Below are 26,029 nucleotides of genomic sequence, written 5' to 3' on the forward strand. Positions count from 1 at the left end.
ACGAACGTCCCCCGGACGTTCTGCGACGTCTCGTGCTCTCAATAAGATGTGAAAAAGAGGAGATATCCGATGGATACCTCCTCTTTTTTTCGCATGTTCGAGCCCTGCTGGGGTCGAACGGTTCGAAGTCTACGCTCCGCTGCGGTCGTCGTAACAATTTCAAATACTTGTAAAACATAAGATTGCATGGTATGATAAAACATGTTCGGAAATGCTGGTTGATGGCATAAATCCAATTCTGTTAATGACACGCAGGAAGGTTGGATCATTGCTTACGAGCTGATTAAAGGAAAAACAGACATGAAGAATATATTTGAGACGGATCCGGAAAGTCACTATCGATTTTCATGGGATTTCAAGGTGAGTGTCAATGTCTCCTGGCGGCAGTTTGCACAGGAAAAGTTCGTGCAGGATGTGTGTGATATTCTGGAGGAAGAATATTTTTCTGCCTCCAATCTGATCCTGGAATTGACGGAGCATTGTCAGGCGTTGGATGAACAGATCCTGAAATGGCATATTGCGGAATTTCACAAATATGGAGTTGGGATTTCGGCAGATGATTTTGGAAGCGGATATTCTTCTTTCAATCTGATGAAAACTCTGGATTTTGACTGCATCAAGATCGATCAAAGCTTTATCCGAAATATTCTGGTGCAGCCTGCCGATCAGATCATGGTTCAGTCGATCATTAATTGTGCAAAGGCACTTGGCGTATCGGTTTGTGTAGAGGGAATCGAAAGCGAAGAAATTTTTCGGTTTATCCGTGAGGCGGATCCGGGGATGTATCAGGGATATCTGTTTGCGCAGCCGCTGACGATCACAGAACTGGAGAAGTTAAAAAAAAAGAAGCTTTTAATATGAATCATGAGAAAGGGGCATAGCTGTTTTAAGGCAGTTGTAAGCGTATGGGAAAACATAGGGATGGCTTTAAGAGCCGGACAGGATTTGTGCTGGCCTGCATTGGGTCGGCAGTCGGTATGGGGAATATCTGGAGGTTCCCATATATGGTATCGGATTGGGGTGGAATGACATTTTTACTTCCATATGTTCTATTTGTAGTTCTAATTGCGTCTACCGGCGTGATCGAGGAAATGGCGCTTGGCCGCGCGGCAAAGAGCGGACCAATCAGGGCATTTGGCAAATGTACGGAGATCCGCACCGGAAATAAGCGGACGGGTGAGGTGATCGGTGTGATTCCGGTTCTTGGCTCTCTGGCGTTGGCGATCGGATATACGGTGGTCGTAGGATGGATCTTTAAATACGCGTTTCTTGCGATCACTGGCGGGCTGTTCCGGATGGGACAGGATATGGACGCAATCGGCGGACTCTTCGATGGAACGGCATCGTCCTTCGGAAATAACCTTTGGCAGGTGATCGCTATGATCGTGACGGGCGTGATCATGGCTTATGGAATCGCAGGCGGAATCGAAAAAGCGAATAAGGTCATGATGCCCCTACTGTTTGTATTGTTTCTGGGACTTGGCGCCTACATTTTCACACTGCCGGGTTCCGGACATGGATACCGGTATATTTTTACATTGAATCCACAGGGGCTGTTGAATCCGAGATTGTGGATCTATGCTTTCGGACAGGCATTTTTCTCCCTGTCCATCGCCGGAAACGGAACCGTTATCTACGGCTCCTATCTGAGTGACGAGGAAAATGTAGTGAGTTCCGCGAGAAATGTGGCAGTTTTCGATACCCTGGCGGCGCTGCTTGCGGCTCTCGTGATCATTCCGGGAATGGCAGCCGGCGGGGCAGAGCTTTCTTCCGGCGGACCGGGTCTCATGTTTATCTATCTTTTAAATGTATTTAACGGGATGCCGGGCGGACGCATCGTGGAGCTGGTATTTTATATCTGCGTCCTGTTTGCCGGTTTAAGCTCTCTGGTAAACCTCTATGAGGCACCGGTGGAGATGATGCAGGAGCGTTTTGGATTGAACAGAAGAAGTGCCGTGATCGTGATCGCCGTGTTCGGAGGCGCGATCGCGCTCATGATCCAGGGAATCGTTTCCGGCTGGATGGATGCAGTGTCGATCTATATTTGCCCGCTCGGTGCCATGCTGGCGGCGATCATGTTCTTCTGGGTTGCCGGAGAGGACTTTGCGCTTACCGCGGTCAATAAAGGAACCAATAAACCGATCGGCGGCTGGTTTATCCCGTTGGGGAGATTTGTACTGGTGCCGGCGGCTTTTATCGCTCTTGTGGCGGGGGCACTGCTTGGGGGAATTGGCTGATAAGAGATACTTCCGTGTTTCGTCAGGAGAAATCTGAGGACGATACGTGGAAATTTAATTGAGGAGGTAATTTACAAATATGAGCAGATTAAACGAATTGCTCCAACAGGCGGGCAATATTGGGCGGAATGAAGACGGTTCGATCACACGGCTGGGATTTTCAGAAAAATATTTCCAAGTGCTTGAGTTTTTAAAAGGACGCATGCAGGAGCTGGGAATGCAGGTGGAGACTGACCCGGTGGAAAATCTTCATGGCGTATTGCAGGGGAGTGACCCGGAAGCAAAATCCATCGTACTCGGTTCCCACATGGATACAGTTATGCAGGGCGGTGTTTATGATGGAATGCTGGGTGTGACCGGTGCCCTGGAAGTTGCGGCCCGCTTAAAGGAAGAAGGACGTACCCTGCGCCATCCATTGGAGATCTGGGGCTTTAACATGGAAGAATCCAGTATTCTTGGCGGCACATTTGGAAGCAGATGTGTGACAGGGATGCTCGATCCGGACATTCCCGGATATGCGGAAAAATTAGCAAAGTTTGGCTGCAGTCCGGAAAAAGCAAAAGCAGCCAAGAGAGATATCAGCAAGTATGAGTGTTATCTGGAATATCATATCGAACAGGGCGATAAACTCGATCATACGGGAATCGATGTGGGAGTTGTCAGCGGAATCGTCAGCATCATCGACTATAAGGTAACGGCAAAAGGCATGAGCAACCATGCGGGCACAACGATGATGGCTAACAGAAAAGATGCGCTTGTCGGAATGGCAAAGCTGATCGTAGCAGCAGAAGAGCGGGCAAGAGAACTGAACGACACGCTTGTATTTACGGTCGGAAAGATCTCTGTATCACCCGGACAGGAAAATGTAATTCCGGGACAGGCTGTGGCGAACTTTGAGATGCGTCATATGGACAAAGCTGTAACAGATCAGTTCTATGCAGATATTCAGGCACTCGCAAAAGAGATTCCGAACTGTGAGTTTGAATTTGTAAATACCGGTGCCAAATATTCCACACCGTGTGATCCGAGATTGATCAAACTGATCGACGATGTCTGCACGGAAAAGGGAATCAGCCATATCATCATGCCCAGCGGTGCAGGCCATGACGCAAATTCGATGGCCCACGAAGGAGTTCCGATCGGTATGATCTTTGTCCCGAGTGTCAAGGGTATCAGCCATCAGGGTGACGAATATACAAAACCGGAACATATCGATATGGGGGCGGATGTTCTGTATCAGACTGTGTTAAAACTGGATGAAAATGGATTTTAATTTTATAGATGATTGAATGAATGGACAAATTTGGAAAACTATATAAATGAATGCGCTCACAGCTGCAAAAAATAAGCTGGAAGAGGGCGAGAAGATCGTACAGATCATGCAGATTACAGTTTATGTAAACTCTGAGCCGGATTTTACAAAGCAGCCGAAGATCGCGGATTTCGCGTCTGAGTATTTCTGCGAGGAGCTTGGTGAATCTGGTGTTGGAAGCCGTGCGGCTGTCGGTGTTGCGGTTCTTCCGGGAGAAGCGCCGGTGGAGATTGCGGTCATTGCGGGGGTAGGAAGTATAAAATATTAGATTAAGAAGGAAAAGCTGCTGCCAGAAAGTTGTGCAGCAGCTTTTTAACAGAAAATTTATCTCACAATAAATATAGAAAAACACTGTTTACAGGGAACTTCTTGGGAAAGGAAAACTTTCGATCACATTAGCGACACACTGGACAGACCGCATTATTTCGATGTTGGAGAACAGGGAGACAGACATCGGAATTACCCCGCGTGTCTTTTATTCGAAGGTGGTGGAGGCAGTAGCGATCTTTAAGGAACCGTTATTTCTGCTTAGCTCAAAAAGTGTTTCTGATTACCCTGAGGTTGTGCAAGCACAGCAGTTAAAGCGTTTCAATGAAATCTATTTTGATTGGGGAACGGGGTTTGTGGAGTGGCATGAGAAGCAGATGAACCCGTTAGACCTGCCGCTTATGGTGACGGATACAACGGAGCTGATACCGGAACTTTTACGGATTCCTAATTCTTTCAGTATTATTCCTGCATGCATTTTTAAAGAAAAAGGAACTGATTGAGCAGTTTGAAAAGGAATGTAAAGAATATATACGGACGGTTGAGGACGTTATAAGTATTTAGCTGGAAAACATCTCTGCCGCCAGCTTCGTAAATTCTTCCATAGCCTTTGATACATATCTCTTTTTCTTCCACATAACAGCGATGTCACGGCTTACATCATCGGAGTCCAGTTTGTAAAAAACGACGGGTTCATCGTGGTCAGACATGCGGACAACGGTGTCAGACAGGAGTGTGACACCGAGACCGGCACCGCAGGAGCGGTAGGCGGTGGCGAGCTGATCTAACTGCAGGCGGATATTTGGGGCAAAGCCATTTTGGGAACAGAGCTTCACGGCGCGCTCGTAGGCAATGGTCTCCGGGCGTAGCAGCAGGAACGGAGCCTTTGCGAAGGAAGAGAGGGAGACGGAAGGCGCAGCCGGATCTAAATGAATACCGCGGCGGATCTCGTCGGCGGTGAATGCCGCAGGAAGAAAGTCTTTTTTTATTCCCATAGAGGCAAAGAAATTTGGAGCACTTGGGACAGCGAGGAGAAAGTGATCCTCGAAGAGGATGACGGAGTCGAAGGTGTCACCCTGCTGGTCCACCGGATCCACAAGGATATCGAGCGCCTCATTCGCGAGACGCTTTTGTAATTCAAGAGATGGCGCTTCCTGAACGTCCAGAGAGATTCCGGGATAGCGGCGGCTGTATTCGGCAACGACCGGGAGAACGATGCTGGAGAGAAAAAAACTGGAGGCACCGATCCTCAGAGCCCCTGTTTTGAGGTTTGAGAGGTCGTTGCAGTAGACCTTCAGATCCTCTTCAATGCGGTGGAGCTTTTCCACGGCATCGATGTAGGCGCGGCCTGCGTCAGTTAAAAGAAGATGGGAGGAAGAACGCTCAAAGATGGGCTGGCCTAACTCCTGTTCTTCTTTTTTTACTGCGATGCTGATAGCGGGCTGGGTGATGTAGAGGTTTTTGGCCGCGGCGGAGAAGCTGCCGCAGCGGTAGATCTCGTAGATGTAGTCTTTTGACTGGAACATTTTGTTCTCCTTATATAAATATAATTAATGAAAAATATCAATATTATAAATTTGATTATATATGAGATCCATGATATATTCAAGATGATCCTGGGAGAGAATAAAAGGATTTATGTGCCGGGAAGAGAGGTTTTGACGGATCAAAATAACAGCAAATACGAACAGCAGCACAGCGGAGACAGTTTCCCGGAGATGATGAAAGAACGCGGGCTGTGCAAAAAGGGAGAAGGAAATGAGTTACTTAAAAACATTGCTTATCATCTGCCCGATCTTCTTCATTTCGGGTATCATTGATTCCATCGGCGGAGGCGGCGGATTGATTGCACTGCCGACATACTTAATGATCGGATTGCCGGTTCGTTCGGCTTACGGCTGCAATAAGCTGCAGGCGGGTCTCGGAAACCTGGTCTCAGCGATCAAGTATTTTAAAAACAACATGGTCGATCTGAGGATTGCACTGGTCTCAGCCATCACGGCGATGACGGGGGCATGGATCGGAACAAAGATCATCTTTCTCCTTCCGGAGGAGAGCATTCAGAAGGCCATCACGGTGGCACTTCCGGTGATTGCCCTCATTATGGTTCTCAGAAAGACAGACGCGAGAAACGTGATCATGAGAAGCGAGATCTCAAAAAAAACAGTTGTTCAGGCCCTAATCGTCGGCGTGATCATGGGATTTTACAACAGTCTTTTCGGACCGGGGATCGGTACCGTAGCGATCATCGCATTTACGATGATCATGCACTATGATGCGAGATGCGCGTCCGGTAACGGTAAGGTCCTCATTGTACTTACGAACGCCATCGCTCTTGTAAGCTATGTGAAAACGGGAAATGTCGCTTACGAGATCGCGTGTCCGGCAGCACTCTGTGCCATTGCAGGAAACCTCGTCGGTGTCAATCTGGCGATCAGGAAGGGCGAGAAGATCATCAAACCGGTGATGTTAGTCGTAGTAATCCTCACTGTGATCAAATTTGCCTGGCAGAATCATCTGTGGGGTTAAAGGCATAAAATTCAATAAGGTTTACCTGTTTTTGTTTACCCATATAAAAGGGCTGGTCTTACTGTGGACCGGCTCTTTTTATGTAACAGGAAATTCCGGGGAATTCCCTGTTACACAAAAGGCACGAACGTGCCAAGGATGCGCACAGGGTAAGACTGCCGGTATATTTGCAGGGGCCGGATTCCTCAGGGCTTGTTTTTAAGGCAGGAATGAGATAAGATAGTGTTAGAAGAATTCAGGAAAGAAGTGGAAAAACTATGTATGATGAGTTAACAAAAAATGATATAAAGAAGATGGAAGAGGAGATCGAATACCGGAAACTTGTGGTCCGGAAAGAGGCGATCGAGGCGGTAAAAGAGGCGAGAGCCCAGGGCGACTTAAGTGAAAATTTTGAATATTATGCAGCGAAGAAGGACAAGAACAAGAATGAGAGCCGGATCCGGTATCTGGAGAGAATGATCCGGACGGCGAAGGTGGTCTCTGATGAGTCAAAAGACGATGAGGTCGGTCTCTACAACACGGTGGACGTGTATTTTGAGGATGACGATGAGACGGAGACCTATAAGATCGTTACGACGATCCGCGGAAATTCCTTAAAGGGACTGATCAGTTCCGAGTCCCCGCTTGGAAGGGCACTTCTGGGGCATAAGGTCGGCGACCGGGTACATGTGCAGGTAAATGACAGAGCGGGATATGATGTGATCATCAAGCGTCTGGAGAAGACCGTGGATGATGGAAGCGACGCGATCCGGAGCTTTTAAAAAAGACATTTTTAAAGAAGACAGAGAGAGGTTGAGTATGAAGGATTTTAAAGTGGCGGGGTTTCCGCTGCCATTGTATGTCCTCATTCTGGCACTGACGGCGGCATGCATGTTTACGGGCTGTGTCCCGAAGAGTCTGGTCCCGGCGTTTTTAGTGTTGATGGTATTTGGTGAGGGCTTAAATGCGATTGGAAATAACGTGCCGGTGGTGAAGACGTATCTCGGAGGATCTGTGATCTGTATTCTCGGTTCTGCGATCCTCACGGCAGGCGGACTGATTCCCGAGCAGACGATTGAGACGCTCGATTATTTTGTCAATGACAGTGGCTTCCTGATCTTTTATATCGCGGCGCTGATCTGCGGCAGTCTCTTTAATATCGACCGGAATCTTCTGCTCAGGGCTACCGTGAAGCTTCTGCCGGTGGCGGTGATCTCTCTTTCTATGGGAATTCTGCTTTCAGGAATTATGGGGATCATCCTTGGGGAAGGTTTCTGGGGCGGGATCCTCTATATCGGAGTGCCTATGACCAGCGGCGGAATGACAGCGGGTACAGTTCCTCTTTCGGCCATGTACTCCCAGGCGCTCGGAGTGGAAGCGGCGGATGTGCTGACAAAGATGGCACCGGCCACGGTACTTGGAAACTGTGTGGCGATCATTTTTGGCGGCCTTTTGAACAACTTCGGGAAAAAACACCCGGAGATGACCGGAAACGGTGTATTGGTGAATGATGGAAAAACGGTGAAAAAAACACCGCCATTGAAGCCGACATTTGCGTCTTTATGCACCGGGATGATCATTGCGTTTGCCTTTTATCAGCTTGGCGCGATCTTGCACAGGTTTGTTCCTGTGATCCCGACGTATGCGTGGATGATCATTGCGGTCGTGCTTGTGAAGGGAACCGGCATCATGTCCGAAGAGCTGGAGGATGCGGCAAGAGAGTGGGGGCAGTTTGCCATCAAGAGCTGGACGGCGGCGGCACTTGCGGGGATCGGTTTTACTCTGATCGATCTGAATACAATTTTAAAGACTCTGACACCGTTATATCTGATCACGGTGGTACTCATCGTGGGGATCATCACGTTTACGGCGTCAGTTCTTGGAAAGCTGGTTGGCTTTTTCCCACTGGAATCTGCCATCGCAGCGGGGATGTGTACAACAAATATGGGCGGTTCCGGCAATGTAGCTGTTTTGAGCAGTGCGCATAGAATGGAGCTTTTGCCATTTGCGCAGATCGTTACAAGATCCTGCGGAGCGCTGATGCTGACGATTGGAGGAATATTAGTGCAGATGGTGGGGTAGGATCTGGATTCTGTATTGTGAGCAGCAGGCTTTTGCACCTGCTGTGCTTGTTTTAGTAAAGTATGGGATTTTTGCCCGTAACTGTGAGGCACTGAACAGTTACATTATGCATTACAAACGGGGGAGTGACAAAGATGGAAATATATCAGCTTCGATATTTTGTATATGCGGCGAAATATGAAAATATCACGATGGCGGCGCAGGAATTGAATGTATCCCAGCCTTCCATCAGTAAAGCGATCCAATCACTGGAGCGCGAATTAAAAACAGAGTTACTTCGGAAAAACGGAAGATCCTGTGTGCTTACCCATGATGGATATTTATTGCAGGAAAGGGTAGTTCCTTTGCTTGAGGAAATAGAACAGCTTCCGTTGGAATTCCACAATAGACAGAAGAAGAAACTGATCCGTTTGAATGTTTTGACCGGAGGACTGCTTGTTCCGGAACTGATTCGCGAATTCCGGGAGGAAAATCCGGATGTTTTTTTTCAGGTGTTAGATCGCAGAGAGGCAACCAAATGGGATGTCTGCATTCGAAGTACACTGCCGCAGTATGTGTTCAGCAATGCGGTAAAATTGATGGAAGAGCCATTGTGTCTCGCGTTTCATAAAGATTCGTGGTTGAGAAATGTGGAAAAAGTCAGGTTGTCGGATATCAGAAATGAAAAATTTGTTATGTTGAGAAGTGGAGGAAGTATCCGGACGATTTCAGACGCAATATTCGAAAAAGAAGGGATTATTCCGGATATTGCATTTGAATGTGATACTGTTAATATTTTGAGGCGCATGGTGCAGGAGGGGTTAGGAATCGCCATCTGGCCAAGGTATTCCTGGAGAGATCACCTGAGAAGCGAGACAGATTTTGAAAATGTCTGTTACCGGCCGATCGATAACAACGAATTCAAACGATCTCTGTATCTGATCCTGCAGAAAGATCTGAAAATGACAGAAGAATTGGTGAAATTCTGCGAATATACAGAAAAATACTTTAATAATATTAAAGAAGAATGAAAAAATATACCAAATTAATTCGAAATGAGAATGTGAGTTATTCATGAATAATATTTGAACAATAAATATAATTAATATATAATGAACCTATAAAAGAAAGCGCATCTTTTTAAGAATCAGCCATATGAAGCTATGGTGAAGGCCTGAAAGACCTTCTTAAAAAGGAGCGCTTTTGTCGTGTTTATATCATTTTTGTTACCAGTAGTTGTTGATCACAAAAGGAGGATGAAGCATGTATCAGGTATCAGAGCGGGTAAAAAAACAGTTTGAATATACAATGAGTATTCCGTGTGTAAAGGAAGCTATGAAATTTATACAGGAAGATGAGAGGAATACGATTGAAGAGCAGAAAGAACTGGTTCTCATAGAGGCTCCGACTGGGGAGGAAGAAAAACGCGCAGCGGTCATGATGGAAAAATTTAAAGCCCTCGGTCTTGAAAATGTTCACATTGACCGCGGTGGAAATGTTGTTGGCCTTCGAAGAGGAAGCGGCAAAGGACCGAAGGTATTGATCGAGGGTCATCTGGATACAGTCTTTCCATTTGGAACGGTACATGGTGTAGAGGAGAGAGGCGGATTCCTCTACGCACCGGGAATCGGTGATGATACGAGAGCACTGGCAATGCTGCTGGGACTTTTAAGAGCATTGAATCAGAACGAGATCAAGACATTCGGAGACATTGTATTTGTGGCAACTACCCGCGAGGAAGGTATGGGCGGCCTCGGCGGAATGAAAGATTTCCTGAATGATAATGATGACATTGATATTTCACTCACAATTGATAACAATGACATGAGTGTATTGATCTTCGAGGCGACAAGCGGAGAGACCTACGAGGTCAACTTTTATGGTATCGGCGGTCATGCGTTTGGAGCGTTTGGCGAGATGGCACAGCCGATCCATGCAGCAGCCAGAGCAGTTGCGAAGATCGCTGATTTTACAGTTCCATCAGATCCGAAGACAAGCTTCTGTGTCTCAAATTTCCACGGTGGAACTGCGACCGGAGTGCATGCGATCGCATCGCAGGCAACCATCAAATTTAATTTCAGATCAAATTCACCGGAGGAGCTTACAAAGCTTCGCACAAAAATCTTTAACGCGATCGAAGAAGCATGCCGGGAAGAAACAGAAAAATGGGGAAAAGATGAGATCACATGGGATAAAAAACTGATCAGTCAGGTTCCGGGCGGAGTTCAGGATTCCCATACACCACTGGTAGAATCCGCGTGGCTTGGTTTGAAGTCTCTGGATATTGAACCGGTATTCCATAAAGGCGGCTGCACAAATGCGAACGTAGCGGTTTCGAAAGGAATTCCATCGATCTGTCTTGGACGCGCGTTTGCACCGGATGAAAATAGAAAGAATATAATGAATCATAGTGTTCATGAAAAGTTTCCGATCACCGACTCATATAAGGCAGTTCAGCAGGCATTTATGGTATTGATGATGGCAGCAGGAATCGACGGAGAGACTAATTCTGTTGTGGAGGAAAAATAGATTATGAAGAAAATGACACTGATCGCTACAGGAGATGCGTTTATCACAAGAAGATTTCCGGAAGGCGGTTATGAAGGATTTGAGCAGGTCAGAGACGTGATCAGTCAGTATGATGTGAAATTTTCGAATCTGGAGATGACATTCCACAATGAGGAAGGATATCCGGCAGCATTTTCCGGAGGAACCTGGGCAATGGCAGATCCAAGAACCCTTGATGATATGAAATCGTTTGGTTTTAATCTGTTTAATACGGCAAATAATCATTCCTGCGACTACAGTCATGGAGGAGTTCTTGCGACTATCCGGAATCTCAAAGAGAGAGACATGATCTTTGCCGGAACAGGAAAAAATCTTTCCGAGGCATCAAAACCATGCTATCTGGAGACGAAAAACGGACGTGTCGCAATGATTGCGGTCTCTTCAAGCTTCCATGAGTCAGGAATGGCTGGTGGACAGAGCGCGGAATTGATCGGAAGACCTGGATTAAATCCGCTTCGTTATGAAACGATTTACCATGTCACGGAAGAAAACTATAAGAAAGCAGAAGAACTGGCGGTGCTTACAAAGATCAACTCAACGATGGAGCGGTCTGTAAAAAACGGATATAAGAATCCGCCGGCTTCCGGAACACTGCCCTTTGGAACATACAAATTTGTTCTGGATGAAAAAGACTGGATCGAGAGCGTTCCGTTCCCGGCTGATATGGAACGTGTCGAGAAGGAGATCATTGAGGCAAAAAAACAGGCAGATATCGTTCTTGTAAGCTTTCATGGTCATGAGACGGATGGGGAAGACACAACGGTTCCATCCATGTTCCTTGAGACATTTTCAAGAAGATGTGTGGATGCGGGAGCTGATGCGGTAATCGGACACGGACCGCATGAACTTCGTGGAATTGAGATCTATCACGGAGCGCCTATCTTCTACAGTCTGGGAAATTTCCTCTTTGAGACAGAAACTGTGGAAAAGCAGCCTTACGATGCATACATAAATAAAAAAATGCCGCTGGATACCAAGGTTGGTGCTTATATGGATGCCCGTAGTAAAAATGGCACGGCCGGATACGGAGTGCTTCCGGAGATCTGGTTATCCGTGATGGCAGGCTGGACCATGGAAGATGGACATTTAACAGAAATCAAACTGTATCCGATTTCTCTTGGAATGACAGAAAAAAGGCCGCAAAAAGGAGTTCCGGTGTTGACCGGTGATGAGAACGTACTGTCATACCTGGCAGAGCTTTCAAAACCTTATGGAACTGAGATGGAAATTAAAGATGGCGTAGGAACGATCAGACTTTAAAGAAGATAGAGGGTGAGCGGATATGGAAGAGAGAAAGAGTAAAATTCTGAGCGAAATTGACCGGGACAGGGAAGAACTTGAAGAAAACGATCGGAATCGATATAATCAATATAAAGACAGCGCACCTGTGTAAGAATCGGCTCATCATCAGGTGCGCACAGAAAAAAGGAGGGGAGTACCCATGAACAAAATCACAAATGCGTCAAGATTTCTTTTTGAGGAACTTGTATCCAGGATACAGGAACGTTCCAACGCAGTGGGAATCGCGGTTGCGATCGTTGACCGAAATGGAAATACACAGTATGAAAAGTTTTTTGGATACCGGGATCAGGAGAGAAAATTGCCGATCGATGAGGATACGATCTTCGGATTAGCGTCTGTCACGAAATCCTTTGTGGCTTTATCGATCATGCAGTTAGTCGAAGCCGGAAAAGTAGATCTGGATGATCCGGTGAGCAAATATATTCCGGAATTTACAAACCGTAATCAGAAACCGGTAAAGGTATGGCACTTTTTATGTCACACAGCGGGCTTTTATCCGATGCACCGCACAATCATCAATGAGATTGCGCAGAAGGCAGGACTGGATGAGAATGAGACAGGGGATTTTGCGTTCTGTGAGAAGATCGCATTGGAAGGAACAAAGGCAGTCGCTGAGCTGCTGGATGCCCAGACAAAGGAAAACGGCGGTCTGATCGGAGATCCGGGAAACTACATGAGCTATTGCAATGATGGCTTTGGACTTTTGTCAGAGATTGTGCGCCGTGTCGGCGGGGAGAACAGCTTTGCGGAATATGTGAAAAAACATATTCTTGAGCCTCTTCACATGGAGCGGAGCAGCGGAGAGTATGTAAGACCGGCAGCGGATGCGAATGCGGCAATTCTCTACAAAATGAAAAAAGGTGTCATGACCTCCGGCAGAGATTACCATGACAATGCATTTTCCCTTGGCGGAGCCGGTTCCCTGAAATCTACGCTTGCAGACATGAAAAAATACATCTGCATGTATCTGAATTACGGAAAGGGAATCGATGGAACAAGGATCCTCTCCCAGGAGGGTGTACGGACGATGTGCCGCCCAAGAATCGATTATCGCCCGGAGAGCCATTATTGCTTTGGTCTTTCGCAGAAGAAGCTGGATGACCTGACGGTTATGGAGCATGGCGGAAGCCTGCCGGGAGTTTCGTCGAATTTATCCTGGTCGTATGATGCCGGAGTGGGCGTTATGGTACTGTGCAACACGTCGGGCGTGCCGGTTAGCACGATCGCGGATGCAGCAATGCGGATGTATCATGGAAGAAATCCGATCGAGGACCGATTTGTTTATCAGGAGACGGAGTGGGATGCGGAAAAGAGAAAGGCGATGTGCGGTACCTTCCGTTCAGATGAAGATAACAATATCACGATCTTTGAAAAAGATGGAAATCTGGCAGTCAAAGAGGGAGAGACGCTTCTTCGATTTGTGCCGGTGCAGGAATTTTTAGGGATTGTGCGCAACCCGGATAAGGATGGTTACGTGAGATTTTTTGAAAATGAGAATGGTGAGATCTTTGCAATCGGATACGGTGGAAGAATGCTGCCGAGAGTGAAAGACTGATTGGATCAAAGTCTGAGTATGAAAAAATGCCAGGTGATCGGGAAGACCGATCATCCGGCATTTAGTGATTCTGATAGGAATATGTCAGCTTCACTGACCAGAATCACGTGCAAAGTCTCACGGAAGTTTCGACTTGAATTTGACTGCCATGCTGGATCCATACAGTGTGTTTTATATGACGATCAATTAGTGGATAAAGCCTTCTGCCCATTTCTTAAAGTTTGCGAAGTCCTCTTCGTTCGGATGGGAGAGGCCTTCATTGTATGTGTCGCGAAGAAGCTTTGCCTTTGCGTCCTCCGGGTCCTTTTCGAGCATTGCGGCAAATTTATCGGCGACTGCCGGCTGCATTTTCCCCTGGCAGACGAAGCCTGTCAGAACGGTGTTGTTTACGGGAATATTTGCCTCTGCCTGCTTTAAGATCGAGTGGATGTAATCAGGAGCGGCATATCCGGCTGTGCCGAAAAGAGCGATCTTTGTATTCTGAAGGTTTTTTAAGAAGATCCGTGTCCTGTCATCACAGCTTCCTTTATCGGTCCAGAAGCCGGCGAAGATAAGGTCCGCGCCAAGCTCCGGGGAGTAATGGGACGTATCACCGAAATAAACACAGTGCTCATGCGGAAGGATATCATGGAGACGATCTGCGAGTGCTGCAGTATTTCCGGTTTTACTGGAATAAACGATTGCATATTTCATTGGCATTTCCTCCATTTACTGTAATGATGCGGCAATTGCGTCTGCAAGTGCGTCAAGCTCAGCTTCCTGATCATTTTTCAGAGCTGATTTAATGGTTACATCTGCCTCAAGCACATGGATATTTTTCATTGTACCGAGGATTTCACCCATCTGCTTTGAGGTGGTTGCCGCCCAGGTTCCATTCTGGATCAGGGCCGCGGTACGGTTTGTAAGACCGTGGGCTGCAAGCTGGTGGAGAAGTGTGTCCATATTGCAGAAGATACCGCCATTGTAGGTGATAGATGCAAAGACCATCGCGGAGGTACGGAACGCGTCTGCAATGATGTAGGACGGGTGGGTCTTGGAAACGTCAAAGACGGAAATATGGCGGATGCCGCGGTCGGCAAGCTTTCCGGCAAGGATATCGGCAGCCTTTTCCGTATGACCGTAAACAGAGCCGTAGGCGATCGTTACAGATTTCTCTTCCGGCGTATAGGAGCTCCATTTGAGGTATTTATCGATGAGCCATGGGAGATCTTCTCTCCAGATCACGCTGTGGAGCGGGCAGATCATCCGGATCTCGAGCCCGGCAGCCTTCTTTAAGAGACCCTGTACGGACATGCCGAATTTTCCGACGATATTTGTATAATAACGTCTCGCCTCAGAGAGCCAGGCACCCTTATCGTCGATCTCATCAGCAAAGATATTTCCGTCGACAGCGCCGAAGGAACCGAAGGCATCGGCGGAGAACAGGATCTTTTCTGTCTTTTCGTATGTAACCATAACCTCCGGCCAGTGTACCATCGGTGCCATCACGAAGGTAAGCTCGTGGGAGCCGAGAGAGACGGTATCGCCCTCTTTTACCGGAATCGCGCGGCTGTCCACATCAAAATCAAAGAACTGTTTCATCATTCCCACAGCCTTTGCGGTGCATACGATCTTTGCCTCCGGGTAAGCGGCGATCACATCGGCGATGGATGCGCAGTGATCCGGCTCCATGTGGTTTACGATGAGATAGTCCAGAGTGCGGCCCTTTAAGGCAGCGGTCACATTTTCGAGAAAATCATGGGTGAAGGACGCGTCCACGGTATCGAAGAGGGCTGTCTTCTCGTCCAGAAGAACGTAAGAGTTATAGGACATTCCTGTAGGAACCGGATAAACATTTTCAAAGAGAGCAATGCGGCGGTCATTGACGCCGACCCAGAAGAGAGAATCTGTAAGCTTTCTTATGTTATTCATGTTAGAAACCTCCTGATAATAATATTGCTGTGGCGCTTTCGAAATCTGCCAGAACGAGAACGGTAAAATACCGGAAAGGTACTGGCTTTTAAAAGAGTCACAAAAGGTCGAAAAATAAAATTATCTGGCCTTATACATCTTAATTGTTGGCGAATTTTGAAGATATAAAAAATAAATTCAGACAAGACAGAAATATGGGCGCAGATATACTATCATTCTAAATGGAAAGCCTTTGGAAAGCAAGTAAAACCATCCTGTAAAATCTTAAAAAATTATTAAATACCAGTTGACAAGCGGGATATGAAGTCATATAATTCACTTGAAATTGATATTCGTTATCAATACAACTGTTCCCATAAATGGTTTGGTGAGAGGTGATGGAAATGCTTACAGATGTAATTGTTTTGTTGCTGGTTGCCATGGCCGTGATCGGTGTGATAAAGAGTATCCGGAAACAGAAGAAGAGCGGTTCCTGCGGGGGCTGCTGCGGTTCCTGTTCCGGGTGCAGCGGATGCGGCAGTGTCCATTATGATACAGCTCCGAAAGCCCACAAAGCCTGAGCGGATGGGAGTGTAAATAGGAGGAAACATGATGCCAATGACATTTTTACGTGCCGGTGAGACCGGCATGATTCAGCGTGTCGGCGGAGCGGAGGACACAAAGAGATTTCTTGCGAATCTTGGCTTCGTGGATGGCGCAGCAGTGACAGTGATCTCTGAACTCAACGGAAATCTGATCGTAAACATCAAGGATTCCAGAGTTGCGATCAACAAAGAGATGGCAAAGCACGTTATGGTGCAGTAGCTGTGAAAAAAGATGGTAACTGTTCAGCAGTTTGCATTATCCCGCAGAGAAGTGCAGACTGAGAAGAATGGGCAGTTATGGATGATGAAAGTTCAAGTGGGAGTTTTCCCACTTTGCTTTTTCCCCATAGGTTAGCATGCACTAATTAGCAACAACTAATCGGAAACTTTTGGAAAAATTTCACAAAAGGCAGGGGGAATGGATCCGGACCGCAGGAGTGGTTCACAAGGATAGAAAGGAGAAGACATGACATTACGTGAAGTTCCGGTACATACAACGGTTAAAGTTGTAAAGATCAACGGAGAGGGCGCATTCCGCCGCAGAATCATGGACATGGGCATTACCAAAAACAGCGAGATCTACGTTCGTAAAGTAGCGCCGCTCGGTGATCCGGTCGAGATCACGGTCCGTGGATATGAACTGTCTTTGAGAAGAGACGATGCGGAAAGTGTCGAAGTCGTTACAGTCTGATGACGGGATAAATGTTTTACCTGATGTGTATGCAAAACATTGGCAAAACACGGTTGCTGTCCCCGCGGAGTGTGGACAGTGACAACACAAGTGCAGGAAAATAGGAGGATGAAAAATGGCTATTAAAATCGCATTAGCCGGCAACCCGAACTGTGGTAAGACGACCATGTTCAATGCCCTCACAGGCGCGAACCAGTACGTCGGAAACTGGCCGGGTGTAACAGTAGAGAAAAAAGAAGGTAAATTAAAATCTTCAAAGAGCGGTGAAGAGATCATCATCACAGACCTTCCGGGTGTTTACTCCCTTTCCCCGTACACACTGGAGGAAGTCGTAAGCCGTGATTACCTCGTTCACGAGAAACCGCAGGCGATCATCAATCTGGTAGACGCAACAAACATTGAGAGAAACTTATATCTGACGACCCAGATCCTCGAAATCGGTATTCCGGTCGTGATCGCGTTAAACATGGCTGACCTGCTTGCAAAGAGCGGGGATAAGATCGATGTGAAGAAGCTTTCCGAGATCTTCGGCTGTGAAGTTGTTGAGACTTCCGCGTTAAAGGGCACAGGCCTTAAGGAAGTTGTCGAGAAGGCGATCGAGGCAGCGAAGAAGAACGAGTGGAAGAACCCGGCTGGCATCTTCTCCGGAAGCGTAGAAAACGCGATTGAGAAGGTTGAGGAGGCTGTCGGTGACGCTGTGGACGCAGACCAGAAGAGATGGTTCGCGATCAAGCTTCTTGAGAAGGACAGCAAGGTCATCGAGCAGTTACATCTTCCGGCATCCGCTATGGCAGCGGTCAACACGGAGGTTACCCGTCTTGAGAAAGAGACTGATGACGATACAGAGAGCATCATCACAGACGAGCGTTATACATACATCGGAAGCGTGATCGACAAGGCCGTTAAGAAATCCGGCAAGAAGCTCTCCACCTCCGATAAGATCGATAAGATCGTTACAAATCGTATCTTAGGTATCCCGATCTTCGCAGCAGTAATGTGGTTCGTTTACTACATCTGCGTCAGCACACTTGGTACCATGGGTACAGACTGGGCAAATGATACATTCGGCGGCGGCATTCAGGAATGGGCAGGCGCAGCACTCGCGGCAGCAGGCGCAAGCGACTTCATCCAGAGTCTTGTAGTAGACGGTATCCTCGGCGGACTCTTCGCCGTATTCGGATTCCTGCCGCAGATGGCACTCTTATTCTTAATGCTTTCCATCCTTGAGGACTGCGGATACATGGTACGTATCGCATTCGTCATGGACCGTGTGTTCCGTCACTTCGGACTTTCCGGTAAGAGCTTCATTCCGCTCCTTATCGCATCCGGCTGCGGTATCCCGGGTATCATGGCTTCCAAGACCATCGAAAATGATAACGACAGACGTCTTACCATTATGACAGCCACATTTATTCCGTGCGGTGCGAAGCTTCCGGTTATCGCTCTTTTAGGCGGCATCATGGTCGGCTGGACATCCGGAGATTACTCCGATGCGGGAAATACAGCATTCTTAATGTATGCGTTAGGTATCGTCTGCGTTCTTGTAGCAGCGATCATGTTAAAGAAGACAAAACCGTTCTCCGGCGAGGCAGCTCCGTTCGTTATGGAGTTACCGGCATACCACATCCCGTCTGCTAAGACCGTTCTTATGCACACCTGGGAGCGTCTGTGGGGCTTCATTAAGAAAGCCGGAACAATCCTGTTCCTTGCCTGCGTGATCATGTGGATCCTCTCCACATTTGGTTTCGAGAATGGTTCGTTCGGTATGGTAGAAGATACAGAAAACTGCTTGATGGCGATCCTCGGAAGCGCTCTTGCATGGATCTTCACTCCTCTCGGATGGGGCAAATGGCAGTGCGTTGCAGCGGCGATCTCCGGATTCTCCGCAAAAGAGGGTATCGTTTCCACAATGGGTGTCCTTGCAAATGTCAGCGAGGATCTCTCCGAGGAGACAGACGTTGTCGCAGCCGCGATCAGAGACTGGTTCCCGACAATGGCAGCAGCCTTCTCCTTCCTTGTATTCAACCTGTTAAACTCCCCGTGTCTGGCGGCTATTTCCACAATGGCCCAGCAGATGCAGTCCAGAAAGTGGTTCTGGTTTGCAATCATCTTCCAGAACGTATTCGCTTACTGTGTAGCACTGATGTTCTACCAGTTCGGACTTCTTATGGAAGGCGGTTCCTTCGGAATCGGCACAGCAGCAGCTGTTGTTGTTCTTCTCGGATTCCTCTATATGCTGTTCCGTCCGGATCCATATAAGAACCAGAAGAAGGCATCCCGCCGCTCTGTAGCAGCATAATTTTGGCAGTATTACTTCATTATTCTATAGAAACTCTATAAAAGATCCAGGTCAGAGGCGGACGTCGCTTCGTGGCCTGGATCTTTTCAGTTGGAAACCGCATAGCTTATAGAAGGAAGATTGCGAGAGCCGCGCCGGGGTCCGGACGGCCTTCGCGGATCAAAGGAGACAAAAACGATGGAAAATATCGGAAATATTATTCTTGGGATCATGATCCCGTTTGCGGGGACGACACTTGGAGCTGCGTGCGTATATTTTATGAAGAAGGGAATCCGTCAGAATGTGGAAAAAGGTCTTCTGGGCTTTGCGGCCGGTGTCATGGTGGCGGCATCCGTGTGGTCACTTCTGATCCCGTCCATGAATCTTTCCGCGGATCTGGGACGTCTGGCGTTTCTGCCTGCGGTGACCGGATTCTTCTGCGGCATCCTGTTCCTGCTGTTCCTTGACGGGCATGTGCCTCATCTTCACATCGGGTGCGATGAACCGGAAGGTCCGTCCTGCACGTTAAAAAAAAATACGATGCTTGTCCTTGCGGTGACCCTTCATAATATTCCGGAAGGAATGGCGGTTGGTGTCATGTTCGCGGGACTTCTTACGGCAAACAGCGGGATCACCTTAGCCGGTGCGTTTGCCCTGTCCGTCGGGATCGCGATCCAGAACTTCCCGGAGGGCGCGATCATTTCCCTGCCGCTCAAGGGTGAGGGAATGAGCAGCAACCGGGCATTTCTATATGGGACACTTTCAGGCGTGGTAGAGCCAGTGGCGGCAATCCTCACCGTTTTGATGTACAGGGTCCTAGCTCCGGTCCTGCCGTATCTTCTCGCCTTCGCTGCAGGTGCCATGATGTACGTGGTCGTGGAGGAGCTGATCCCGGAGACTGCGGAGGGAGAGCACTCGAATATCGGAACCATCGGGTTTGCGGTCGGGTTTGCATTGATGATGATGCTTGACGTGGCACTTGGATGATACAATAGGGACGATTGAGTGTTATCTGTCTGCCCGCTGTCCGGTGGAAAAAAGACAGAAAAACAAAAAGAAAAGTGGATATCCAGAGTCCATGATGTGACTCTGGGATATCCACTTTTTATTTCCGGCAATCAGATTTTTCAACACGGATCAATCAAATTGTCCAAATTGCATCTGTTATCGGGAATGTTTGCTTAATTAGAATCTCTTCCAGGTACCACGATAGAAAAGCAGCAGCAGCGGGAAGAGCTCCAGACGTCCGGCAAGCATATCAAAGGTCAGAACCAGCTTGGAGAAGTTGGAGAAGAGCCCGAAGTTCTGGGCCGGGCCTACAAGTTCCAATCCCGGTCCGATGTTGTTTAAGGTAGCCGCGACAGCGGTAAAGTTTGTCACAAGATCGTAGTTGTCGATGCCGATGAGCAGCACGGAGATCGCGAAGATCAGGATGTATGCCGCAATGAAGACATTTACGGAGCGGAGAACCACATGCTCCACCGCGCGTCCCTCAAAATGGATCTTGCGGACCTGATTCGGATGGAGACTCTGGGAGAGCTCCTTTGTCAGGGAGCGGAATAACAGCACGATACGGGACACCTTAATGCCGCCGCCGGTACTTCCCGCGCAGGCACCGATAAACATTAAGAGCACCAGGATCGTTTTCGGGATCGTTGGCCAGAGGTTAAAATCCACGGTGGCGAAGCCGGTGGTCGTGATGATGGAAGCAACCTGAAACGCGACATGGTGGAACGCGAGGAACAGGCTGTCGAAGAAATCCCGGACGAAAAACGTGATGACAAGGATCGACGCGGCAATGATCCCGAGGTACCATCGCGCCTCCTCGCAGCGCAGTGCTTCCTTCGGCTTTTTCATATAGAAGAGGAAGTACACGTTAAAGTTGATGCCAAAAAGGATCATAAACACGGTAACTACGCCCTGCAGGTAGGTGGAATAGCTTCCGAAGCTGTCATTCTTGATACCGAAACCTCCGGTTCCCGCGGTGCCGAAAACGGTACACAGGGAATCAAACACCGGCATCTGTCCCACAAGCAGGAGAACAAACTCCAGAACCGTCAGGAACAGATAGAGTCCATAGAGGATCTTTGCGGTGGACTGCACCTTCGGGACCAGCTTTGTGACAGAGGGGCCCGGGCTCTCTGCCTTCATGAGGTTCATATGATAGCCGCTTCCGGTAAGCGGAAGCAGGCAGAGAAGGAACACGAGAACTCCCATACCACCGATCCAGTGTGTAAAGCTCCTCCAGAACAGGATGCCGTGCTGAAGCGGTTCCACGGCGGGAAGAATACTGGCACCGGTCGTCGTAAATCCGGACACAGTCTCAAACAGGGCATCCACCGGATTTGTGATGGATCCGCTTAAGAGGAACGGGATGGAACCCATGATACTCATGACGATCCAGCTTAAGGCAACCGTCACGGAACCTTCCCTTGTGTAGAATACCTTGTTTTTCGGCTGCTTGCGGACAAGGATCACACCTGGGATCAGGCAGAGGACGATCGTGATGAAGAATGCCAGCGCGCAGCTTTCATGGTAGATCAGGGAGACTGCCAGGGATGGCACAAGAAGCGCTGCCTCCACGTCCAGAATCCAGCCGATAATATAAAAGATCATCGAATAATTCATGGAATCGCTCCTTTATGATTTTAAGATATCCCGGATATCACCGAGACCGCGGTTTGTGGTCACGAGAATCACGGTATCCCCGACCTTGATTATATTCTGACCGCGGGGGGTGAGGATCTGACCGTTGCGGTTGATGCAGCAGATCAGAAGGTTGTCCTTTAAGTTTAAGTCCATAAGCGGCACATTCGTGACAGCGGAATCCTCTTTGATGGAGAACTCCAGTGCTTCGGCACGGCCGTCCAGGATCTTATACAGCGTTTCCACGTTGCAGCCGATGGTGTTCTGGCGGGCACGGACGTACTGTAGGATATAATCTGCCGTCAGGTACTTCGGGTAGATGATGCTGTCGATACCGAAGCTGTCGATCACGTCGTCAAAGGCGATCTTATTGACCTTCGCGATGAGCTTTGCGTTGGAGTGGAGCTTTCCGTAGAGGGCGAGGAAGATATTCTCCTCGTCAAGTCCGGTGAGGGCCACAAGGGAATCAGCGTAGGTCAGGCCTTCTTCCAGAAGAAGATCCCGATCACTTCCGTCCCCGTTTATGATGTCAGCGCCGGGAATCACCTCGCTTAAGTAATCACAGCGCTCTTTCCGCTGCTCGATGATCCGGACACGGAACCCGATCTTTAAGAGGTCCTGGGCCAGGTAGTGGGCGATGGTGCCGCCGCCGATGATCAGGGAATTTTTTACGGATTTTGAGCGGAGACCGATCTTTTCAAAAAACTGGGCCGTATTTTCAAGAGATCCCACGATAGAGAGGATATCCGTATCCTGAAGGACAAAGCTTCCGTTCGGGATCACGACCTCGGATCCGCGCTCAACGGCACAGATCAGGACATCGCATTTTAACTGTCGCATGATATCCATGATAGTTTTTCCGCCAAACCCGATCTCCGGCTTTAAGCGGAAGCGGAGAAGCTCGACACGTCCCTTTGCGAAGGTGTCGATCTTGATGGCGGACGGGAATTTTAAGAGCTTTAAGATTTCTCTGGCCGCCGTCAGCTCCGGGTTGATGATCATGGAGAGTCCGAGCTTTTCCTGAATGAAGCGGATCTCCTTATTATAGAGCGGGTTTCTTACGCGGGCAATGGTGTCACAGTGGCCGGTCTTCTTCGCCATCAGGCAGCAGAGGAGGTTTAGTTCGTCCTCGCCTGTGACAGCGATAAAGAGGTCCGCGCTTTCAACTCCGGCCTCCTGCTGGATATTGAAGCTGGCGCCGTTTCCAACGATTCCCAGGGCATCAAACTGGTTGGAAAGATGTTCCACTTTCTGCGGATTCATATCGACCATAACGAGATCGTGGCCCTCGGCGCTTAAGCGCTCCGCAAGGCTCACGCCGACTTTTCCGCAGCCGACAATGATGATCTTCATATGTTTACCGGTCCTTTCAATTAATTACGCTTCCCAGCGTCCGGAAGCGCCGCACGGGAGTACAAGTTTGGAACTTGTAACCGGAAGTCCGATCTCCTCGGAGCTTACAGTTCCGCCGAACTGCGGAACAACGGCTGTTCCGAGCATATAAGTCAGAACGGCCGGGGCGAGACCGGTGGTGTAGGAGTTGATCAGGTAGAATAACGGCTTGTCGGAGAGGAGCTTTGCACACAGCTTTACTAACGGGTAGATTGCGTCCTCGATCTTCCAGATCTCGCCCTTCGGGCCTCTTCCATAGGAAGGCGGATCCATGATGATCGCGTCGTAGTGGTTTCCACGGCGGATCTCACGCTCTACGAATTTTACGCAGTCATCCACGATCCAGCGGATCGGTGCGTCCTCAAGGCCGCTGGACTTCGCGTTTTCCTTTGCCCAGGCGACCATGCCCTTGGAGGCGTCAACATGGGTCACGGAAGCTCCGGCTTTCGCAGCTGCCAGTGTTGCTCCGCCGGTGTAGGCGAAGAGGTTTAAGACTTTGACCGGGCGTCCCGCGTTTTTGATCTTTTCGCCAAACCAGTCCCAGTTTGCCGCCTGTTCCGGGAAAAGACCGGTATGCTTAAAGCTGAAGGGCTTTAACTGGAAGGTCAGGCCTTTGTAGTTGATGCTCCACTGCTCCGGGAGACTGAAGAATTCCCACTCGCCGCCGCCTTTTGAGCTTCTGTGGTAGTGGCCGTTCATCTTTCTCCACTGTGGTGCCTTTTTATCGGTATCCCAGATAACCTGGGGATCCGGACGGACCAGAATATATTTTCCCCAACGCTCCAGCTTTTCACCGCCGGAACAGTCGATGACTTCATAGTCCTTCCATCCATCTGCTATCCACATAATTGTATTCCATCTCTTTCTTTAGACTTTTTTGCGTAAAAACGGATCAGGGGCATAAAATGCCTATGATATATTAGTATAATAGATTCGGGGGATACTGTCAAATAGGAGTGGGGATGGAATGCGGGATGTTGGCGGAAATATGGGGAACATGAACGGAAAATGTGTCTTTCTGTGGCGGGAATGCGGCAGAACTGTGGTGGGGACTTAAGAGAATTGACAGGTATTTTCTGTTGAATAATCAGGGAGTTACTGGTAAAATAAAATCAGATGTATTGCGAAATGAAAAATACGGCCGGAAGGCAGAAATCCCATCGGCGAAGCTGATCCGGAATGGATGTTGGCGATAGTTATGCGCCTTTTGGGGTACAGGAAGGAGACGGAGCGAGTGAAGAAAAAAGGGTTAAGAATACTGGCAGCAGCGGCGGTCCTGACTTTCGGATGTCTGACGATGAACGCCTACGCAGCGGAAGGCTGGGCGCTTTCCAATAATATATGGACGTATCTTGATAAAAATGGAAACCGCGTGACGAATGAGTGGAAAAAGGGCGCGGACAATCTCTGGAGATATTTAAACAACAGCGGTGAAATGGCGGTCAACAGCTGGGCCGACAACGATTACTATGTGGATGCTAACGGAATCATGGTGGCGGATAAGTGGATGCAGATCGTGTCCCCGTACAGCAGAGACAGTCAGACCTACTGGTTTTACTTCGGTTCCAGCGGAAAAGTCACAAAGGACACCTGGAAGAAGATCGATGGAAAAAGTTATTACTTTGACGCTGACGGAATCATGCAGACCGGCTGGACCGAAGATGGGGATTACTATTTAAGCTCCAGCGGAGCGATGGTGACAGGATGGCGATATCTGGAGCCGAAGGACGAGGACAGCAGCCTTTACGGACCGGAAAGCGATGATGGAAAGTACTGGTTCTATTTTTCCGCAAGCGGAAAGAAGCAGAGCCCGTCGACCAGTGATGACGGCGGAGATTATAAGGTAACAAAGATCGATGGAAAATACTATTGTTTTGACGCAGACGGACGGATGCGCACCGGCTGGGTGTATTTAGACGGTGATCCGGAAAATTCGAGTAAGAATTCGATCGCGGACTGGAGATATTTCGCGGAGAGCGGGATCCAGAACGCTACGGTCGGCGCGGCGATCCCCGGCTGGCTTTCCTTAAACCCGCCGGAACAGCTTCAGGACAATGTGGATGAGCCGGTGGTATGGTATTATTTTGATAAAAACGGCGAGCCAAAGACCGGACCGGAAGACGGAAAAGCGTCCACGAGCGATTTTGTCCGCATCAATGGAAAGACGTATCTCTTCGACCAGAAAGGAAATCCGGTCAAAGGATTAAAGAAGGTACGGATCGGATCGACCAGCGAATATACGTCCTACTACTTTGATAAGTCATCCAGAACCTCAGTAAAAGGAAAAATGACCGTCGAGGAAGGCGATGGAAATAAGACCACGTTTTATTTCAATGAAGGGACCTATGCAGGCCGCGGAACAAACGGCGTGAAGAACGGATACCTTTATTATATGGGAAAACTTCAGCAGGCAGACAGCTCCAGCCGCTATGCGCTGATCAGCATTCCGAATGGAAACGGCAGTTATCAGACGTATGTGGTAAACAGCTCCGGACGTATCTCCAAGAATACGACGGTAAAGGACCGCGATGGAAACAAATATAAAGTGAATTCCAGCGGGATTCTGACGCATATCAATGACGAGGCAGCAAGCTCCACGGAAGATTACGGTGAGCCGACTGAGCCGGTATTTGAGAATGATTGATGTGGATCCAGGATAAATGATAAAGGATTTTTTGAAGGACCAGGGGCAGAGATGTTCCTGGTCTTTTCTTTTG

General features: G+C 48.5%; 24 protein-coding genes. 18 read left to right on the top strand and 6 right to left on the bottom strand.

Annotated elements, in window-relative coordinates; genetic code table 11:
• Nucleotides 1-300 precede the first annotated feature (300 nt).
• The 5 genes from GPK90_RS16830 (at nucleotide 301) to GPK90_RS16850 (ending at nucleotide 4,319) form a co-directional block, all read left to right on the top strand.
• Complete coding sequence (locus GPK90_RS16830; protein WP_215703495.1) at nucleotides 301-861, top strand: EAL domain-containing protein; 561 nt, start codon at nucleotides 301-303, stop codon at nucleotides 859-861.
• A 44-nt stretch (nucleotides 862-905) separates the two neighbouring features.
• Nucleotides 906-2,237 carry a sodium-dependent transporter gene (locus tag GPK90_RS16835; RefSeq protein ID WP_118532417.1) on the top strand — a complete coding sequence of 444 codons (1,332 nt, stop codon included), beginning with the start codon at nucleotides 906-908 and terminating at the stop codon, nucleotides 2,235-2,237.
• A 79-nt stretch (nucleotides 2,238-2,316) separates the two neighbouring features.
• Nucleotides 2,317-3,510 carry a Zn-dependent hydrolase gene (locus GPK90_RS16840; RefSeq protein ID WP_215703496.1) on the top strand — a complete coding sequence of 398 codons (1,194 nt, stop codon included), beginning with the start codon at nucleotides 2,317-2,319 and terminating at the stop codon, nucleotides 3,508-3,510.
• Nucleotides 3,511-3,556: 46 nt separating this feature from the next.
• Nucleotides 3,557-3,817, top strand: a complete 261-nt coding sequence (locus GPK90_RS16845) for a RidA family protein (protein WP_243022331.1) — start codon at nucleotides 3,557-3,559, stop codon at nucleotides 3,815-3,817.
• Between the two features lie 121 nt (nucleotides 3,818-3,938).
• On the top strand, nucleotides 3,939-4,319 hold the full coding sequence (locus tag GPK90_RS16850; protein ID WP_346011298.1) for a hypothetical protein: 381 nt from the start codon (nucleotides 3,939-3,941) through the stop codon (nucleotides 4,317-4,319).
• 57 nt (nucleotides 4,320-4,376) lie between these two features.
• On the opposite strand, the gene GPK90_RS16855 is transcribed toward GPK90_RS16850, so the two are convergent.
• Nucleotides 4,377-5,342, bottom strand: a complete 966-nt coding sequence (locus tag GPK90_RS16855) for a LysR family transcriptional regulator (protein ID WP_215703498.1) — start codon at nucleotides 5,340-5,342, stop codon at nucleotides 4,377-4,379.
• 232 nt (nucleotides 5,343-5,574) lie between these two features.
• Between GPK90_RS16855 and GPK90_RS16860 the strand changes: the two genes are divergently transcribed.
• The 7 genes from GPK90_RS16860 to GPK90_RS16890 all read left to right on the top strand — a co-directional run bounded on the left by GPK90_RS16860 (nucleotide 5,575) and on the right by GPK90_RS16890 (nucleotide 13,810).
• Nucleotides 5,575-6,345 carry a sulfite exporter TauE/SafE family protein gene (locus GPK90_RS16860; protein ID WP_021905198.1) on the top strand — a complete coding sequence of 257 codons (771 nt, stop codon included), beginning with the start codon at nucleotides 5,575-5,577 and terminating at the stop codon, nucleotides 6,343-6,345.
• A gap of 257 nt (nucleotides 6,346-6,602) precedes the next feature.
• Nucleotides 6,603-7,106 (top strand): transcription elongation factor GreA, encoded by a 504-nt coding sequence (gene greA, locus GPK90_RS16865; RefSeq protein ID WP_015552730.1) that lies wholly within the window; start codon nucleotides 6,603-6,605, stop codon nucleotides 7,104-7,106.
• A 37-nt stretch (nucleotides 7,107-7,143) separates the two neighbouring features.
• Complete coding sequence (locus tag GPK90_RS16870) at nucleotides 7,144-8,406, top strand: 2-hydroxycarboxylate transporter family protein (protein ID WP_215703499.1); 1,263 nt, start codon at nucleotides 7,144-7,146, stop codon at nucleotides 8,404-8,406.
• Nucleotides 8,407-8,540: 134 nt separating this feature from the next.
• On the top strand, nucleotides 8,541-9,416 hold the full coding sequence (locus GPK90_RS16875; RefSeq protein ID WP_215703500.1) for a LysR family transcriptional regulator: 876 nt from the start codon (nucleotides 8,541-8,543) through the stop codon (nucleotides 9,414-9,416).
• Between the two features lie 232 nt (nucleotides 9,417-9,648).
• The gene (locus tag GPK90_RS16880) at nucleotides 9,649-10,914 is read left to right on the top strand and encodes a M20/M25/M40 family metallo-hydrolase (protein ID WP_215703501.1); all 1,266 of its coding nucleotides are present in this window, start codon (nucleotides 9,649-9,651) and stop codon (nucleotides 10,912-10,914) included.
• A gap of 3 nt (nucleotides 10,915-10,917) precedes the next feature.
• Nucleotides 10,918-12,213 (top strand): CapA family protein, encoded by a 1,296-nt coding sequence (locus tag GPK90_RS16885; protein ID WP_215703502.1) that lies wholly within the window; start codon nucleotides 10,918-10,920, stop codon nucleotides 12,211-12,213.
• A gap of 181 nt (nucleotides 12,214-12,394) precedes the next feature.
• Nucleotides 12,395-13,810 carry a serine hydrolase domain-containing protein gene (locus GPK90_RS16890; RefSeq protein ID WP_215703503.1) on the top strand — a complete coding sequence of 472 codons (1,416 nt, stop codon included), beginning with the start codon at nucleotides 12,395-12,397 and terminating at the stop codon, nucleotides 13,808-13,810.
• Between the two features lie 186 nt (nucleotides 13,811-13,996).
• Here GPK90_RS16890 and bilS read toward each other — a convergent pair whose 3' ends face one another.
• Both bilS and GPK90_RS16900 read right to left on the bottom strand, forming a co-directional pair.
• Nucleotides 13,997-14,503, bottom strand: coding sequence for a flavodoxin family protein BilS (gene bilS, locus GPK90_RS16895; protein ID WP_182426591.1), 507 nt, complete (start codon nucleotides 14,501-14,503; stop codon nucleotides 13,997-13,999).
• 15 nt (nucleotides 14,504-14,518) lie between these two features.
• A complete protein-coding gene (locus GPK90_RS16900) occupies nucleotides 14,519-15,721 on the bottom strand; it encodes an FprA family A-type flavoprotein (protein WP_215703504.1) in 1,203 nt (400 codons plus the stop codon).
• Nucleotides 15,722-16,104: 383 nt separating this feature from the next.
• On the opposite strand from GPK90_RS16900, the gene GPK90_RS16905 reads away from it, so the two are divergent.
• The 5 genes from GPK90_RS16905 (at nucleotide 16,105) to GPK90_RS16925 (ending at nucleotide 20,261) form a co-directional block, all read left to right on the top strand.
• On the top strand, nucleotides 16,105-16,281 hold the full coding sequence (locus GPK90_RS16905; RefSeq protein WP_015552721.1) for a FeoB-associated Cys-rich membrane protein: 177 nt from the start codon (nucleotides 16,105-16,107) through the stop codon (nucleotides 16,279-16,281).
• A gap of 28 nt (nucleotides 16,282-16,309) precedes the next feature.
• Entirely contained in the window at nucleotides 16,310-16,525 is a 216-nt protein-coding gene (locus GPK90_RS16910; RefSeq protein ID WP_117470097.1) for a FeoA family protein, read from the top strand.
• A 246-nt stretch (nucleotides 16,526-16,771) separates the two neighbouring features.
• The gene (locus GPK90_RS16915) at nucleotides 16,772-16,996 is read left to right on the top strand and encodes a FeoA family protein (protein WP_015552719.1); all 225 of its coding nucleotides are present in this window, start codon (nucleotides 16,772-16,774) and stop codon (nucleotides 16,994-16,996) included.
• Nucleotides 16,997-17,111: 115 nt separating this feature from the next.
• Complete coding sequence (gene feoB, locus GPK90_RS16920) at nucleotides 17,112-19,295, top strand: ferrous iron transport protein B (RefSeq protein WP_215703505.1); 2,184 nt, start codon at nucleotides 17,112-17,114, stop codon at nucleotides 19,293-19,295.
• A gap of 177 nt (nucleotides 19,296-19,472) precedes the next feature.
• Nucleotides 19,473-20,261: a ZIP family metal transporter gene (locus GPK90_RS16925; protein ID WP_215703506.1), complete on the top strand. Its 789-nt coding sequence runs from the start codon at nucleotides 19,473-19,475 to the stop codon at nucleotides 20,259-20,261.
• Between the two features lie 198 nt (nucleotides 20,262-20,459).
• Here the strand turns inward: GPK90_RS16925 and GPK90_RS16930 are convergent, their stop codons facing one another.
• From GPK90_RS16930 to GPK90_RS16940, 3 genes are read right to left on the bottom strand one after another with little or no spacing between them, the layout of a single operon-like run.
• Nucleotides 20,460-21,902, bottom strand: a complete 1,443-nt coding sequence (locus GPK90_RS16930) for a TrkH family potassium uptake protein (RefSeq protein WP_215703507.1) — start codon at nucleotides 21,900-21,902, stop codon at nucleotides 20,460-20,462.
• 12 nt (nucleotides 21,903-21,914) lie between these two features.
• Nucleotides 21,915-23,273: a Trk system potassium transporter TrkA gene (gene trkA / locus GPK90_RS16935; protein WP_021905211.1), complete on the bottom strand. Its 1,359-nt coding sequence runs from the start codon at nucleotides 23,271-23,273 to the stop codon at nucleotides 21,915-21,917.
• Nucleotides 23,274-23,297: 24 nt separating this feature from the next.
• Nucleotides 23,298-24,158, bottom strand: coding sequence for a class I SAM-dependent methyltransferase (locus tag GPK90_RS16940; RefSeq protein ID WP_015552713.1), 861 nt, complete (start codon nucleotides 24,156-24,158; stop codon nucleotides 23,298-23,300).
• A 388-nt stretch (nucleotides 24,159-24,546) separates the two neighbouring features.
• On the opposite strand from GPK90_RS16940, the gene GPK90_RS16945 reads away from it, so the two are divergent.
• Entirely contained in the window at nucleotides 24,547-25,956 is a 1,410-nt protein-coding gene (locus GPK90_RS16945; RefSeq protein ID WP_215703508.1) for a cell wall-binding protein, read from the top strand.
• The last annotated feature ends 73 nt before the right edge of the window (nucleotides 25,957-26,029 follow it).

It is taken from the genome of Clostridium sp. MCC344 (assembly GCF_018785365.1).
Taxonomy (GTDB): domain Bacteria; phylum Bacillota; class Clostridia; order Lachnospirales; family Lachnospiraceae; genus Pilosibacter.